This window comes from Kribbella sp. CA-293567, assembly GCF_027627575.1.
Classification (GTDB): Bacteria; Actinomycetota; Actinomycetes; order Propionibacteriales; family Kribbellaceae; genus Kribbella.
On record NZ_CP114065.1, the window covers coordinates 4,715,405 to 4,730,938 of the forward strand.

A 15,534-nucleotide genomic window follows, 5' to 3' on the forward strand; every position below is an offset into this window, starting at 1 on the left:
ACCGCCCCTAGTCAAGCCAAGACGAACCGAAGCTTGGAACCAGGTACTGCTCAGACGCCGTGACCGTGTGCCTGGGCGCGAGCTTCCGGACGGAAGCCGTTGCGCGGGCTGAGCGTGTCGTCGCCGTTGCCGAGCGCCTTGAGCTGCTCGGTGAAGTACGTCTTCAGGCGGCTACGGTACTCACGCTCGTAAGCGTGCAGGTCGTCGATGGTGCGCTCGAGCTGACCCTTCTGCTTCTCCAGCGTGCCGAGCATCTGGGCCCGGCGCTCGGCGATCTCGCCGTCGAGCTTCTCGGCGCGGGCGCGGGCCTCACCGGTCATCCGGTCGGCCTTGCCGCGAGCCTCGTTCTCCAACCGCTCGGCCTTGGCGCGGGCCTCGCCGATGATCTTGTCGGCGGTGTCCTTCGCCTCCTGGACCAGGTCGTCGGAGTGCTTGGTGGCCATCTCCAGCAGCCGGACAGCGGAGCTGGAGGCGTCGCCGACAGTTCCTGCTGCCGCAGCAGCCCCCGCGGCCGCTACAGGCGGTGCGACGACAGGCGGTGGCTTTTCTTCGGGCTTTTCGACGACCACTGGGGCCGGCTTGGGCTGCTGCACGACAGGCGGCAGGGCGGCGGTCTGGTCGACCACCGGGCGGTCCTGCCCACTGCCGGCGCGCTGGGCCGCGGCAAGCTTGGCCCGCAGCTCCTCGTTCTCGGCGAGAAGTCGCTCCAGCTCAGCTTCGACCTCGTCGAGGAAGGAGTCGACCTCAGTGACGTCGTAGCCCTCCCGCAATCGGACGGGCGTGAACTGCTTCGAGCGGACGTCATCCGGCGTCAGCGGCATCTTTCACCTCGTTTGTCTGTGTCTTGGCGGAGTCGTCGTGGCCTTGACCTCGGCGACTCAGTAGATCACGTTATCGCTTCGTTGTGTTCTGGCGGAATCCGGGCGGGCGATAAGTGTCTGAGAACTCTGCGGTGTCCGGTCGGTTCCCTACCCAGATGGCCGGGCCCTCATGCTCCGTGCGGCCGATCTCACAGCGACCTGATCGCGGTCGAGTTGATCGACATCGCCAGTGAGACGAGCACGAACAGCATCAGCATCGACAGGTCGATCCGGATACCGCCCGCGCCGATCGGCGGCAGGATCCGCCGCAGTGGCCGCAGGAACGGATCGGTCACCGAGTAGACCACCTCGAACAGCAACAGCAGCGGCCCTTTCGGGTGCCATTGCGGCGCGAACATGACGATCAGACTGAGTACGAACCGCGCCACCAGCATCAGGAAGAAGGCGAGCAGTACCCAACTGAGAACACCGAGGACGAGCACGAGAGCATCCATGTCAGACACGAGTGTAGAAGACGGCCGAAGCCGAGTCCTCAGCTCTGGTTGTAGAACCCGTCCGCGGCGATCTTTTCCTTCTCCTCCGCGGCCAGCGTCACGTTCGGCGGGCAGACCAGGAACACCTTGGTGGTGATCCGCTCGATCGAGCCGCGGCAGCAGAAGATCAGCCCGGCGGCGAAGTCCACCAGCCGCTTGGCGTCCGCGTGGTCCATCTCGGTCAGGTTCATGATGACGGGCGTACCGTCACGGAAGTGCTCACCGATCACGCGCGCTTCGTTGTAGCTGCGCGGGTGCACGGTGGTGATGCGGGCCAACTCGGTAACCTCCGGGGCTGAAGCTGTCACGCCACGTCGTTCTGGGAACTTGCTGACCGTGCCGACCTGCTCGTCGCGACGTTCCGGCAGCACCTGCTCGGTCTCGTCGGACTCCCCGTCGACGGCCTCGTCCTCGTACTCGTCGTAGCCGTCGTCATAATCGTCGTCGTAGCGCGCGTTGTACCGCTCGCCGTCCTCGACCAAGCCGAGGTACACACCCATCTTGCGCAACGCGCCGCTCATGGCCCTCCAGCCCTTCGGTCGATTCTTGATGTCGACACTAGCCCAGAGGAGTACGCGTACCGAGTAATGCGCGCCCGAGCCGAACGTGTGTCGCCCCGTACCGGATCGCGGCCTCCAGGTCGCCGCTCATCCCGGCCGAAATCCAGTCGGCGCCCGGATGTTCGGAGCGTAGTCGCGAAGCTACGGTTTCCAGCCCCCCGAAAGCCTCGTCGGCGTCCGATCCCAGTGGCGCGACGGCCATCACCCCGCCGAGTTCCAGCCCGTCCGCGGCAGCAACTGCGGCAGCCAGTTCCGGCACGTCGGCCGGCGGGACACCACCACGGCTCATGCCGGTGGCCGCACCCGCCGGCCCGTACTCCGCCAGGCTGACCTGCAGGAGGCAGCGCAGTACCCGGCCCTCCTCGACGGCGGCACGCGAGAGCGCCTTGACCAGGGAGGACCGGTCGACCGAGTGCAGGACCGAAGCGTTGCGAACCACCGAACGTGCCTTGTTCGACTGCAACTGCCCGACGAAATGCCAGGTCGCGTCCAGACAGTTGGGAGCCTTGACCTTGAGTTCCTGCTCCCGGTTCTCCCCCAGGTCCCGTACGCCGAGGGCCACCAGCGCCCGTACATCGCTGATCGGGAAGGTTTTGGTGATCCCGACCAGGGTCACCGCGTCCGCGGGTCTCCCGGCCGCCACACAGGCTGCCTCGATCCGCTCCCGCACGGCCTCGAGGTTGTCGCCGAGCTCCTGCTCACGGGTGGCGGTCACGCGGCGAGCCTGACGAGTCCGGCCAGCCGTCCGCTGACGGCACCTTCCCGCCGGTACGAGTACAGGTTCTCCGACTCGATCGTGCACGCCGTGGCCCTGATCACAGTGCAGTCCAGCTCGGCGAGCTGAGCGGCGACCCCGGCGGCCACGTCGATGGAAGGAGTGCCCCAGCTCGTTTCGGCGTACGACGCCGGGACCCGCTCGGCGACCTCGGCGCGCATCTCGTCGGGCACCTCGTAACAGTTGCCACAGGCATACGGCCCGAGTACTGCGGTGATGTGCTCGGCGCCGAGGGCGCGCATCGCCTCGACCGTGGCCGGGACGACGCCGACGTACAGGCCCTTGCGTCCGGAGTGGGCGGCGCCGATCACCCCGTTGACCTGGTCGGACAGCAACACCGGAAGACAGTCGGCGGCCCGGACGCACAAGGCGATGTCGGTGCGGGTGGTCACCAGCGCGTCGGCTCGCGGCATCGGCCGCACCGGCAACTCGTCGCCCGGCGCCACCACATGCACGTCGTTCCCGTGCACCTGACTGACCCGGACCACCCCGTCGGCACCGACGCCGAACTCACTGCCCAGCCGGCGGAAGTTCTCGGCGATCGCGTCCGCCTCGTCCCCCTGCGCGCTGCCCAGATTCAGTTCGCCGTACGGCGGCCGGCTGGCTCCCCCGAACCGGTCGGTGAAGGCGAAGCGGACACCGTCGAGAACCTCGTCGTAACCGAACACACCGCAAGGCTATCCGCCAGGCCCCGCCGCCCGCGCAGAAGCGGCTACCTTGAACACCAAACGGCGGCCCTGGACAGGAAATACTGTGTCCGAGGCCGCCGTTTGGTGTTCAAGCCCACTGTAAGAGGGCTCGCCAAGTCAGGTGGAACTACTTCAGGAAGTCCGGGATGTCCAGGTCGTCCTCGTCGTTGTCCGGCTTCCGCGGCTGACGCTGCGGAGCAGGCTGCGAGGCCGGGGTGTTCGACGGGCCCGTGGTCGGCCAGCTGTGCTGGGCCGGCGCGGACGGCGTCGGGGTCGGCGCGTGCGGCACCGGCGGCTGGTTGGCCGGCTGCCCGTTCGGCTGAGCGGTACGGACCGGCTCGCCGGCCTGCGGGCGAGCCGAGTGAGTGGTGCCGCGGTTCTGGTCCGTGTGGGGCACCGGCACCGTGTCATCGGCCGGTACGCCGGCCGGCGGCTGATAGTTCGGCGATCCACCGGTGGACGGCTGACCGGACTGGCTCTGCCCGCCGGGGTTCTGACCGGCCTGGTTCTGACCACCAGCGTTGTGACCGGCCGGGTTCTGGCCGACCTGGCCGTGGCTCACCGGAGCCTGGTGCTGCTGCGCGGGCTCGGCCGGCTGCATCGGAGCAGACGCCTGCACGGGCGCCTGGCTCGCGGTGTTCGCCGGGGCCGTGCCGTACGGCGGGGGCTGGTTGGCCGGCTGCTGTGCCTGGCTGTGAGCCTCCGCCTGATTCGCCCGCGGGATGCCCTGGGTCGCGACGTCGCCGCCGGCCGCGGGCAGCTTGTTCTGCGGGCGTGCCTGGTTCATCGCCTGCTCGCGCCGCTTCGGCATCCCGCCGTCGAAGCCGGCCGCGATCACGGTCACCCGGACCTCGTCACCGAGCGCGTCGTCGATCACGGCACCGAAGATGATGTTGGCGTCGGTGTGCGCGGACTCCGAGACCAGCTGGGCCGCCTCGTTGATCTCGAACAGTCCCAGGTCGGAGCCACCCGCGATCGAGAGCAGGACGCCGTGCGCACCCTCGATGCTTGCCTCCAGCAACGGAGACGAGATGGCCGCCTCGGCCGCCGCCACCGCGCGGTCCTCGCCGCGGGACGAGCCGATCCCCATCAGGGCCGAGCCCGCGTTGGACATCACCGCCTTGACGTCGGCGAAGTCCACGTTGATCAGGCCGGGGGTGGTGATCAGGTCGGTGATGCCCGAGACACCCTGCAGCAGCACCTGGTCGGCCTGCTTGAAGGCGTCCAGGACGGACACGGCGCGGTCGGAGATGGTCAGGAGGCGGTCATTCGGAATCACTATCAGGGTGTCGACTTCTTCACGGAGCGCGGCGATGCCGTCCTCCGCCTGCGTCGCGCGGCGCTTGCCCTCGAACGAGAACGGCCGGGTCACCACACCGATGGTCAGCGCGCCCAGCGAGCGGGCGATCCGGGCCACGACGGGCGCGCCACCGGTGCCGGTGCCACCACCCTCACCCGCGGTGACGAAGACCATGTCGGCGCCCTTGAGCGCCTCCTCGATCTCCTCCGCGTGGTCCTCCGCGGCCTTCTGCCCGATCGCCGGGTTCGCGCCGGCTCCGAGGCCGCGGGTCTCCTCCCGGCCGATGTCGAGCTTGACGTCCGCGTCGCTCATCAGCAACGCCTGCGCGTCGGTGTTGATGGCGATGAACTCAACGCCCTTCAGACCGTGCTCGATCATCCGGTTGACGGCGTTGACGCCGCCTCCGCCGATACCGACGACCTTGATGAGTGCCAAATAGTTCTGCGGTGCCGCCACGTCCGCGCCTCTCGCCTCGTTCTGTTCCCGTTATGGCCAGTTGGCCGTCCGAGCTGCGCTGCCTCGGACCGTTCCGTACACCGATCCCCGTTGTCCGGCGCCGGTCCGTGTTGCCGAATAGCCTGAACTTCAAGTAGATGGTTAGAGATTTGTCAAGCCTAGATTCCCTCGAACGCTACGGGAGTCGATCCGGCAATGTCCACGCGCCTCGCCGCCGGTCGGCGGATGTGTGCCCCGGCGAGGCGCACTGTGGCCACGATCACTTCTTTTCCCCTTTGGTGACAGGGAGATCGGGCGCCGAGACGTCGTACACCTGGGCATCGCGTTTCATCAGCACGCTGAGTACCGCGGCCTTCCGCTCACTGTCATCGTCGCTGCCCCAGACCACCTTCACCTTCGACCCCAGGTTGAGGGTGATCGAGTCCGGCGAGGCCGCCGAGATCGACTCGACCTGGGACCGCAGGTTGGCCGGCAGTGCTGCCGAAACCGTCACCACCGACCGGATCGTGACGTCTCGCCGGGGTCCGACCACCAGTGCCTCGGGCAGATCGTCCGGCTTGGCCGGCACGGTCTTGAAGGCCACTCCGGTCGCGTCGACCAGCTCGAAGTTGCTGCCGTCGGTGACCAGCACCACCGGCACCCGCTCGGTCACCACGATCCTCAGCTGGTCGGGCCACTCCCTGGTCACCTGGGCGTCCGCGACGGACTGGATGGTCCGTACCCGTTCGGCGATCGCGGCCAGGTCCACCTTGGCCAGCGGCGTCCCGAGCGGCGCGGCCGCCACCTGGGTGATCGTTGCCGTAGGCACCGTATCGGCACCGGCCACCTGTACACCGGAGACCGCGAGCACGGACGAGGAGTAGAACAGCCAGGCGATGAAGCCGCCGAGCAGGACGATCAGGCCGCCGACCGCCCAGGGCAGCCAGCCGCGCCAGCGCACCAACCGCTGCCGGCGCGCGAACCGCTCCTGTGCCCGGGCGAGGTCGGTGCTCTGGCTCATCCCCCGCTCACCACCGGATCGCTCCGGTTCACTCCGCGGCCGCCGCCGCGAACGCTGACCGCTCGGCCAGCAGGCCGAGCACTTCAGGCCCGATCAGCGTCACGTCACCGGCACCGGCGGTGACCACCAGGTCACCCGGCCGGGCCAGGTCGGCGAGCACCTGCGGTACGGCGGACCAGGACGGCTCGAACCTGACCTGGTCGGGCTTCAGCGGCACATGGTTGGCGATCAGCGCGCCGGTGACGCCGGGCTCGGGGTCCTCGCGGGCCGCGAACACGTCCATCACCACGACCTCGTCGGCCAGCGCGAGCGCTTCGGAGAACTCGGCCGCGAAGATCCGGGTCCGGCTGAACAGGTGCGGCTGGAAACAGGCGATCACCCGGCCCTGGCCGGCCACCGTGCGGGCCGCGGTCAGGTCGACGGTGATCTCGGTCGGGTGGTGCGCGTACGAGTCGAAGACCCGGACGCCGTCCTGCTGCCCCTTGAACTCGAACCGCCGGCCGGTCCCGGTGAAGGACCCGAGTCCTTCGGCCAGGTCGGACGCGGAGAAGCCCAGCCCGAGCCCCACGGTGAGTGCCGCCGACGCGTTCAGCGCGTTGTGCTTGCCGGCCTGCTGCAGCTTCACCATCGGCAGCTTGCGGCCACGGAAGACCGGTACGAACGACTGGTTCGCGCCGTCGGCGACGATCTCGGTGACCTGGGTGTCGGCGTCCGGCGACTCGCCGTACGTCCGGACGTCGATGCCGCGTCCACGCGCGAACTCGACCAGCTTGCGGGCGCCCGCGTCGTCGTGACAGACGACCATGAAGCCGCCCGGAACGACCCGGTCGCAGAACTGCTCGAAGGCGAGCCGGTAGCTGGCCTCGTCGCCGTAGTTGTCCAGGTGGTCGGGCTCGACCGAGGTGACGATCGACACCTCGGGGCTGTAGGTCAGGAAGGACTTGTCGGACTCGTCGGCCTCCGCGACGAACAGCTCACCGGAGCCGTCGTGCGCGTTCGAGCCGGACTCGTTCAGGTTGCCACCGATCGCGTACGACGGATCGGCGCCGCAGTGCTGCAGCGCGACGGTCAGCATCGAGGTGGTGGTCGTCTTGCCGTGCGTGCCGGCCACGGCGATCCCGCGGCGGCCGACCATGACGGAGGCCAGCGCGGCGGCCCGCGGCAGGATCGGGATGCCGGCCGCCCGGGCGGCGACGACCTCGGGGTTGTTCTCCCGGATCGCGGTGGAGACCACCACGGTGTCGGCCTCGGCGACGTGCTCGGCGGCGTGGCCGACCCAGCAGGTCGCGCCGAGGGCCCGCAGCGCGGCGAGCACCTTGCCGTCCTTGCCGTCCGAACCGGAGACCTCGATCCCGCGGGCCGCCATGATCCGGGCGATACCGGACATCCCGGCGCCGCCGATACCGACGAAGTGCACCCGGCCGAGCTTCTCGGCGGGGAGATGGCTGTCAGGTGAGGTGACGATCACGAGGAAGACCTCACCACATCGAGGACGATCCGCGCCAACCGGTCGTCGGCGTCGAGCTTGATCAGGCCTTGCGCCGCGATCGACATGGCAGTCAGACGCTCACGGTCGTGCAGAAGTTGGGGCACGGTCGCGCGCACCCAGTCCGGAGTCACCTCGGCGTTGTCGACCAGCAGACCGCCGCCCGCCTCGACGACGGCCTTGGCGTTCTGGCGCTGCTCACCGTTGCCGTGCGGCAACGGAACGTAGACGGCAGGCAGGCCCACTCCGGACGCCTCGGTGACCGCGTTCGCGCCCGAACGGCAGACGACCAGGTCGGCGGCGGCGTACGCGTAGTCCATCCGGTCGATGTAGTTGAGCACCCGGTACGGGTAGGGCCCGCTCTGCGCGACGTCGAGGGTGTTCTTCGAGCCGATCGCGTGGATCACCTGGACCCCGGCCGCGAGCAGGTCCGCCGCGGCACCGGCGAACGCGTCGTTCAGTTGCTGGGCGCCCTGCGAGCCACCGGTGACGAACACCGTCGGCGCGTTCGGGTCGAGCCCGAAGAACTCGCGGGCCTCCGCCCGCAGCGCGGCCCGGTCGAGGGTCGAGATCGCCTGCCGGATCGGCAGCCCGACGTACTGGCCGTGCGGCAGTTCGGTGCCGGGGAAGGAGGTGATCACGTGCTCGGTGCAGTAGCGGGCCGCGAACTTGTTCGCGATCCCCGGTACGGCGTTGCCCTCGTGCACGACGATCGGCGTCTTGCGCCGCCAGGCGGCGACGTACGCCGGGGTCGACACGTAGCCGCCGAAGCCGACCAGGACGTCGGCCTTGACCTCGTCGAGCACCTTGCGGGCGGCGTTCACCGAGCCGAGCATCTTGCCCGGTACGGCGAACAGCGCCGGCGTGGGCTTGCGCGGCAACGGCACCGGCGGGATCAGTTCGAGCCGGTACCCGGCCTCCGGAACGACGCGGACCTCGAGGCCGCGCTCCGTTCCGAGGGCGACGATCTCGATCGTCGGGTCGATCCGGCGTAAGGCGTCGGCGGTAGCGATCAGGGGGGAAGTATGGCCGGCGGTACCACCACCGGCCAGGACGATGCTCGGCACAGCTTTCAACGCTCCCGCGTGTTCTCACGGCCACTACGGCCAGGTGTGCGCCACGAAGACATCCACCCGAACCGGGGCCGCCGCAGTTCCTTGAGGGCGGCCTGCGCGCCGGGTTCGGCCTTCGCGAAGGACAGCAGCATGCCGATCGCGATCAGCGTCGGCAGCAGTGCGGACCCACCGTACGACAAAAGCGGGAGCGGGATACCCACGATGGGTAGCAGTCCGATCACGGCACCGAGGTTGACCATCGTCTGGGCCATCAGCCAGACGGTGATTCCGGCCGACGCGTAGCGGACGAACGGGTCGGTGTTGCGGGTCGCGATCCGGACCCCGACGTAGGCCAGCATCAGGAACAGCGCCAGCACGGTGAGCGACCCGATCAGGCCGAGCTCCTCACCGATCACCGAGAAGATGAAGTCGGTGTGCGCCTCGGGCAGGTTGCCCCACTTCTGCCGGCTGTTGCCGATCCCGACGCCCCACCAGCCACCCGTGGAGAGCGCGTAGAACGAGTGATAGGCCTGCCAGCCGACGCCGTCGGGGTCGGCCAGCGGGTTGGTGAAGTTCAGCAGCCGGTCCATCCGGTGCTGCGCGGTGCTGACGAAGTACGCCGCGATCGCGCCGACCGTGACGATCGTGGCGGCGAACAGCCGGGTCGGCGCGCCGACCACCCAGATCATCCCGATCATCACCGACATCAGCACCAGCGCCGTCCCGAGGTCGCGCTGCCCGACGACGAGCGCGATCACCAGGCCGCAGACCGGCACCATCGGGATCAGCAGGTGCTTCCACTGGGTCAGCAGTTTCTGCTTGCGGGCGTAGAGATCCGCGCACCACATCACCAGCGCGAGCTTGGCGAACTCGCTCGGCTGGATCTGCAGCGGGCCGCCGAGCTTCAGCCAGTTCGTGTTGCCCTTCACGCCGACGCCGAGTCCCGGCACGTAGGTGAGGACGAGCAGGAAGACCGATCCCAGCAGCGCGATGTAGGCCAGCATCCGGAAGTGCCGCGGGGTCATCCGGGAGGCGACGTACGCCATCGGCAGACCGACCGCGACCCAGATCAGCTGGCGGTAGAAGATCGTGAAGCTGTTGCCGTTCGCCCGCAGCGACAGCACGCTGGACGCCGACAGCACCATCAGCAGCCCGAGTACGAGCAGCAGGCCGGTCGCGCCGAGCAGCAGATGGTACGACGTCAGCGGCCGGTCCAGGACGTCCCGGATCGCGGCCAGCCACGGCCGTTCGGCCGGAGCCGGTGCCTTGGCGCCGCCGCTGGACTTGCCGGGCTTGCCCTGAGGCTGCCCGGCGGGCTGATCCGTGATCGTCGTCATGCGATCACCTCCGGATCAGCTGTCGCCCAGCCGCAGTACGGCTTCGGCGAAGGCGTCTCCGCGGGCTCCATAGTTGGCGAACATGTCCCAGGAAGCGCAGCCGGGCGCGAGCAGCACGGTGTCCCCCACCTGGGCCAGCTTCGTCGCCTCCCCCACCACGGTCTTCATGGCACCAGTGTCCGTTGCCTCCACGACGATCACCGGGACATCCGGCGCGTGTCGGGCAAGTGCTTCGGCGATCACGGCTCGGTCCTGGCCGAGCAGCACGACACCGCGCAGCCGGTCCCTGGCCGCCTCGACCAGCTCGTCGAAGGTCGCTCCCTTGGCCTGGCCGCCGGCGATCCAGACGACGTGCTCGTAGGCCAGCAGCGAGGCCTGGGCGGCGTGCGGGTTGGTGGCCTTGGAGTCGTCGACATAGTTGACTCCGGCGACCTCACCGACGGTCGCGATCCGGTGCGCGTCCGGCCGGAAGACCCGCAGACCGTCCCGGACCGCCCTCGCCGGTACGCCGAACGCCCGGGCCAGCGCCGCGGCGGCGAGCGCGTTGGCCACGTTGTGCGGAGCCGGCGGCGTGACGTCGGCGATCGTCGCGATCTCCAGCGCGGAGTCGGCCCGCTGCTCGACGAACGCGCGATCGACGATCAGCTCGTCGACCAGCCCGACCATCGAGATGGCCGGCATCCCGAGGGTGAAGCCGATCGCCCGGCAGCCCTCGATCACGTCGGCGTCGGCCACCAGTTGCTCGGTGGCCGGGTCGGCGACGTTGTAGACGCAGGCGATCTGGCAGTTCTCGAAGATCTTGCCCTTCGCCAGGGCGTAGGCGTCCATCGAGCCGTGCCAGTCGACGTGGTCGGGCGCGAGGTTCAGGACCGCGGCCGAGTGCGCCGACATCGAGTCGGTGAAGTGCAGTTGGTAGCTGGACAGCTCGACCGCGATCACGTCGTACGGCTCGGGGTCCATCACGGCCTCCAGCAACGGCAGGCCGACGTTGCCGGCCGCCACCGCGCGGTGCCCGGCAGCGGTCAGGATCGAGGTCAGCATCTGCACCGTGGTGGTCTTGCCGTTGGTACCGGTGACGCACAACCAGGGCGCCGCCGTGGCGGGATCGCGCAGCCGCCAGGCCAGCTCGATCTCACTCCAGACCGGGATGCCACGCTCGACGGCGGCCGCGAGCAGCGGCGCGTGCGGCGGAATACCCGGCGACGTGACGACCACCTCGACCTCGGCCGGCAACTCCGCGGTACTGCCCGCGCCGAGCCTGATGGTGGCGCCCAGCGTCTCGAGGATCTGCGCCTTGTCGCGCAGCGCCTCGCTGTCGCGGTCGTCGAGCACGGTGACGTGGTCGGCACCGGCCTGGATCAGCGAGTCGGCGCAGGCGTACCCAGCCGTACCGAAGCCCAGGACGACGAACCGCGTCGTCGCCCAGCCGTCGTCGGTCCGTGTCGTGAGGCTCACTGTGCCACCCATTCCGCGTAGAACAAGCCGAGCCCGGTGGCGACGCAGAGGCCGGAGATGATCCAGAACCGGATCACCACGTTCACCTGTTCCCAGCCGAGCATCTCGAAGTGGTGCTGCAGCGGCGCCATCCGGAACATCCGCTTGCCGACGCCGCCGGTCCGCTTGGTGATCTTGAACCAGCCGACCTGCAGGATGACCGAGGCGGTGATGATCACGAACAGGCCGCCGAGCAGCAGTACCAGCAGCTCGGTCCGGGTCATCACCGCGAAGCCGGCCACCGCGCCGCCGAGCGACAGCGAGCCGGTGTCGCCCATGAAGATCTTGGCCGGCGAGGCGTTCCACCACAGGAAGCCGAACAGCGCACCGGTCAGCGCGGCCGCGACCACCGCCAGGTCGAGCGGGTCGCGGACCTCGTAACACTTGATCCCCGGCGCGGTCAGGCAGCTCTGGTTGGACTGCCAGATGCAGATCAGCGTGTAGGCGCCGAAGACCATCATCGACGCGCCGGTGGCCAGACCGTCCAGGCCGTCGGCGAGGTTGACGCCGTTCGACATCCCCGCGATCAGCAGCAGGATCCAGATCACCACCAGCACCGGCGCCAGCTGCAGCCAGGAGATGTCCCGGATGAAGGAGATGAACGGTGAGGCCGGGGTCTGGCCGCGGACGTCGGGGAACTGCAGCGCCAGGATCGCGAAGGCGACCGCGACGACCGTCTGCCCGGCCAGCTTGGCCTTGCTGCGCAGGCCGAGACTGCGCTGCCGGAAGATCTTGATGAAGTCGTCCAGGAAGCCGACCGCGCCCATCCCGGCGAACAGGAACAGCACCAGCAGCGCCGACAGGCTCGGCGCCTTGCCGGTGAACAACTTCGCCACGAAGTACCCGACGATGGTGGCGATGATGAAGACGGTGCCGCCCATCGTCGGCGTACCGCGCTTGGTGTGGTGCGAGGTCGGGCCGTCGTCGCGGATCTCCTGGCCGTAGCCCCGCTTGGACAGCAGGTTGATCGCCAGCCGGGTGCCGAGCAGCGTGAGCGCCATCGACACGGCGCCCGCGAGCAGGATCGAGATCACTGCGAAGCCTCCTCGAGCAGCGCCGCTGCCAGTCTTTCCAGACCGGCCGCGCGGGATGCCTTGACCAGCACCACGTCACCGGGCCGCAGTTCCTTGCGGAGCAGCTCCAGCGCTCCGTCGATGTCGTCGACGTACGCCGACTCGTTGCCCCACGATCCTTCCAGCGAGGCGCCGAGGTGGATCGGCCGGGCCGGTTCGCCGACCGCGATCAGCCGGTGCACGTCCAGCCGGACCACCAGCCGCCCGACCCCGTCGTGCTCCTCCGTGCTGGTGTCGCCGAGCTCCCGCATCTCCCCCAGCACCGCCCAGGTCCGGGCACCGCGGGTGCGGCCGATCGCGACCAGCGCCTTCAGGGCGGCCCGGACCGAGTCGGGGTTGGCGTTGTAGGCGTCGTTGATGACCGTCACGCCGTCGGCGCGCTCGGTCACCTCCATCCGCCACTTGGAGACGGCCGTCGCGGTGTTGAGGCCGTCGGCGATCTGCGCCGGCGTGAGTCCGGCGGCCTGGACGGCGGCCGCGGCGGCGAGCGCGTTCGACACCTGGTGCTCCCCGACCAGCTGGAGCTGTACGACGTGCTCCTCGCCGTCCAGGTGCAGGGTGAAGCCCGGCCGCCCGAGGGAGTCGAGCTCGACGCCGGTCGCCCGGACGTCCACGTCGGAGGTCTCGCCCCAGGTGACCACGGTCTGCTCGGTCCGGCTCGCCATCGCGGCGACCCGCTGGTCCCCGGCGTTCAGGACGGCGGTGCCGCCCGGCAGGACGGCCTCGATCAGCTCGCCCTTGGCGACGGCGATCGCGTCCTGGCTGCCGAACTCGCCGATGTGCGAGTGGCCGACGTTCAGTACCAGCCCGATCTTCGGCGGGGTGATCCGGCACAGGTAGGTGATGTCGCCGACGTGCCGGGCGCCCATCTCGGCGACCAGGAAGCGGGTGGTCAGATCGGCCTTCAGGGCCGTCAGCGGGTGACCGATCTCGTTGTTGAACGAGCCGACCGGCGCGACCGTCGGCCCGTACGGCGCCAGCAGCTGGGCGATCAGGTCCTTCGTACTGGTCTTGCCCTGCGATCCGGTCAGCCCGATCACGGTCAGGTCCGGCAGCCGCGAGACGACGTACCGGGCCAGCTCACCGATCGCGACCTGGACGTCGGGGACCACGATGCACGGGCAGCCGTCGATCGGCCGGGTGGTGATCGAGACCGTCGCACCGGCCGCGGTCACCGCCGGGACGTACTCGTGCCCGTCCACGTTCTCACCGGCGAAGGCGACGAACAGCCCGCCCGCGGCGACCTTGCGGGAGTCGATCTCGACGCCGGCCTCGACCAGCGCGGCCGGATCCGCACCGGCCAGCTCACCACCGACGGCTTCGGCGAGCTGAGCACAACTGACGGGGATCAAAGGGTTGCCTCTCGGGTCGCCGCGATCAGTTCGCGGACGGTCTGCCGGTCGTCGAACGGGTGGATCACACCGCCGACGTCCTGGCCGGTCTCATGGCCCTTGCCCAGCACCACCACGGTGTCGCCGGGTCCGGCCAGCTCGATCGCGGTGGCGATCGCCTGACGACGGTCGCCGACCTCCTGCAGATCAACAGCCGGTACTGCGGCGCGCGCGCCCTCGACCGCCGCGGCGCGGATCGCCGCCGGGTCCTCGCTGCGCGGGTTGTCGTCGGTGACGATCACGACGTCGGCAGCCCGGGCCGCCGCGGCGCCCATCGCGGGCCGCTTGCCCGGATCGCGGTCGCCGCCGCAGCCGACGACGGCGTACAGGCGGCCTTTCGTGGCGGTCCGCGCGGCGCGCAGGGCCAGCTCGACCGCGTCGGGCGTGTGCGCGTAGTCCACGATCACGCTCAGGCCGTCGGCCCGGGTGAAGGTCTCCATCCGGCCGGGGACCGCGGCGTGCTGCAGGCCGGCCGCGATCGCCTCGGCCGGTACGCCGATCTGCCGCAGCATCACGGTCGCCAGCAGCGCGTTGGCGACGTTGAAGTCGCCGGGCAACCCGATCTCGACGGTCAGGGTCTCGTCCGGTCCCAGGATGTCGATCACCGTGGTGCCGTGCTCCGACTGGTGCGTCCCACCGACGGTCCAGTCGGCGTCGCGGGTGGTCGAGACGGTGACCAGCGGTACGACGGTCTGCGCGGCGAGACGACGGCCGTACTCGTCGTCGATGTTCACCACGGCCAGGTCGCAGCGCTCAGGGGTGAACAGCGACGCCTTCGCGGCGAAGTACTCCTCGAAGGTCTTGTGGAAGTCCAGGTGGTCCTGGGTCAGGTTGGTGAAGCCGGCCACCGCGAACCGCGCGCCGTCCACCCGGCCCATCGCCAGCGCGTGGCTGGAAACCTCCATCGCGCACCAGTCGACGCCCTGCTCGCGCATCACCGCGAACAACGCCTGCAGGTCGGTCGCCTCCGGGGTGGTCCGGGCGCTCTTGACCGCCTCGGTGCCGATCCGGGTCTCGATGGTGCCGATCAGTGCTGCCTGGCCGAGCTCACGCAGGACGGCGTCCAGCAGGAAGCTCGTCGTCGTCTTGCCGTTGGTGCCGGTGATTCCCAGCAGGCGCAGGCCGTTGGTCGGTTCGCCGTAGATGCGGCTGGCGACGGCGCCCAGCACGTCGCGCGGCTTGTCGACCACGAGCACCGGCAGGCCGGTGGCGCGGGCCCGCTCCTCGCCTGCCGCGTCGGTCAGTACCGCGACGGCGCCGGCCGTCTGCGCGTTCGCGGCGAAAGCAGCACCGTGGGTCAGCGCGCCCGGCAGGGCGGCGTACAGGTCACCGGGGTGGATCGACCGGGAGTCGAGCGAGATCCCCGTCACCGTCGTACCGGGAAGGTCTGTCAGGGGGGCACCGGCCGTCCGGGCGACGTCGGCGAGAGCCACCGGGGAGGTTCGCTGAGGGCGGATCGCCGCAACGGCACCACCCGCAGGAGTTGGGAAGGTCACGGGCCCAGAGGTTACCTGTTCGGGCGCGTCTGACCGCATCGGCTCGACCGCTACCGCGCACACGAGCC

The 15,534-nt window shown here is 69.7% G+C and carries 13 protein-coding genes and 1 pseudogene; all 14 read right to left on the bottom strand.

Features of this window, described 5'->3' with window-relative positions; translation table 11 throughout:
- Positions 1 to 50 precede the first annotated feature (50 nt).
- Positions 51 to 821, bottom strand: a complete 771-nt coding sequence (locus OX958_RS21575) for a DivIVA domain-containing protein (RefSeq protein WP_270130925.1) — start codon at positions 819 to 821, stop codon at positions 51 to 53.
- 188 nt (positions 822 to 1,009) lie between these two features.
- Positions 1,010 to 1,315, bottom strand: a complete 306-nt coding sequence (locus tag OX958_RS21580; RefSeq protein ID WP_270130927.1) for a YggT family protein — start codon at positions 1,313 to 1,315, stop codon at positions 1,010 to 1,012.
- A 38-nt stretch (positions 1,316 to 1,353) separates the two neighbouring features.
- The gene (locus OX958_RS21585) at positions 1,354 to 1,875 is read right to left on the bottom strand and encodes a cell division protein SepF (RefSeq protein WP_270130929.1); all 522 of its coding nucleotides are present in this window, start codon (positions 1,873 to 1,875) and stop codon (positions 1,354 to 1,356) included.
- Between the two features lie 37 nt (positions 1,876 to 1,912).
- On the bottom strand, positions 1,913 to 2,629 hold the full coding sequence (locus OX958_RS21590; protein ID WP_270130931.1) for a YggS family pyridoxal phosphate-dependent enzyme: 717 nt from the start codon (positions 2,627 to 2,629) through the stop codon (positions 1,913 to 1,915).
- The gene (gene pgeF, locus OX958_RS21595) at positions 2,626 to 3,357 is read right to left on the bottom strand and encodes a peptidoglycan editing factor PgeF (RefSeq protein WP_270130933.1); all 732 of its coding nucleotides are present in this window, start codon (positions 3,355 to 3,357) and stop codon (positions 2,626 to 2,628) included. The genes OX958_RS21590 and pgeF overlap by 4 nt, the downstream gene beginning before the upstream one ends.
- A gap of 781 nt (positions 3,358 to 4,138) precedes the next feature.
- A pseudogene (gene ftsZ / locus OX958_RS21600) lies at positions 4,139 to 5,134 on the bottom strand (cell division protein FtsZ); the annotation flags it as partial.
- Between the two features lie 259 nt (positions 5,135 to 5,393).
- Positions 5,394 to 6,134, bottom strand: a complete 741-nt coding sequence (locus tag OX958_RS21605) for a cell division protein FtsQ/DivIB (RefSeq protein WP_270130934.1) — start codon at positions 6,132 to 6,134, stop codon at positions 5,394 to 5,396.
- A 28-nt stretch (positions 6,135 to 6,162) separates the two neighbouring features.
- On the bottom strand, positions 6,163 to 7,602 hold the full coding sequence (gene murC / locus OX958_RS21610) for a UDP-N-acetylmuramate--L-alanine ligase (protein ID WP_270130936.1): 1,440 nt from the start codon (positions 7,600 to 7,602) through the stop codon (positions 6,163 to 6,165).
- Positions 7,599 to 8,687, bottom strand: a complete 1,089-nt coding sequence (gene murG, locus OX958_RS21615; RefSeq protein WP_270130938.1) for an undecaprenyldiphospho-muramoylpentapeptide beta-N-acetylglucosaminyltransferase — start codon at positions 8,685 to 8,687, stop codon at positions 7,599 to 7,601. Before murG ends, murC begins: the two co-directional genes overlap by 4 nt.
- A 5-nt stretch (positions 8,688 to 8,692) precedes the next feature.
- A complete protein-coding gene (ftsW, locus tag OX958_RS21620) occupies positions 8,693 to 10,012 on the bottom strand; it encodes a putative lipid II flippase FtsW (protein WP_270130939.1) in 1,320 nt (439 codons plus the stop codon).
- 15 nt (positions 10,013 to 10,027) lie between these two features.
- Positions 10,028 to 11,467, bottom strand: a complete 1,440-nt coding sequence (gene murD / locus OX958_RS21625; protein ID WP_270130940.1) for a UDP-N-acetylmuramoyl-L-alanine--D-glutamate ligase — start codon at positions 11,465 to 11,467, stop codon at positions 10,028 to 10,030.
- Positions 11,464 to 12,540 carry a phospho-N-acetylmuramoyl-pentapeptide-transferase gene (mraY, locus tag OX958_RS21630; protein ID WP_270130942.1) on the bottom strand — a complete coding sequence of 359 codons (1,077 nt, stop codon included), beginning with the start codon at positions 12,538 to 12,540 and terminating at the stop codon, positions 11,464 to 11,466. Before mraY ends, murD begins: the two co-directional genes overlap by 4 nt.
- Positions 12,537 to 13,931 (bottom strand): UDP-N-acetylmuramoyl-tripeptide--D-alanyl-D-alanine ligase, encoded by a 1,395-nt coding sequence (locus tag OX958_RS21635; protein ID WP_270130944.1) that lies wholly within the window; start codon positions 13,929 to 13,931, stop codon positions 12,537 to 12,539. The genes mraY and OX958_RS21635 overlap by 4 nt, the downstream gene beginning before the upstream one ends.
- A complete protein-coding gene (locus tag OX958_RS21640) occupies positions 13,928 to 15,466 on the bottom strand; it encodes a UDP-N-acetylmuramoyl-L-alanyl-D-glutamate--2,6-diaminopimelate ligase (RefSeq protein ID WP_270130946.1) in 1,539 nt (512 codons plus the stop codon). Before OX958_RS21640 ends, OX958_RS21635 begins: the two co-directional genes overlap by 4 nt.
- Between the last annotated feature and the right edge of the window lie 68 nt (positions 15,467 to 15,534).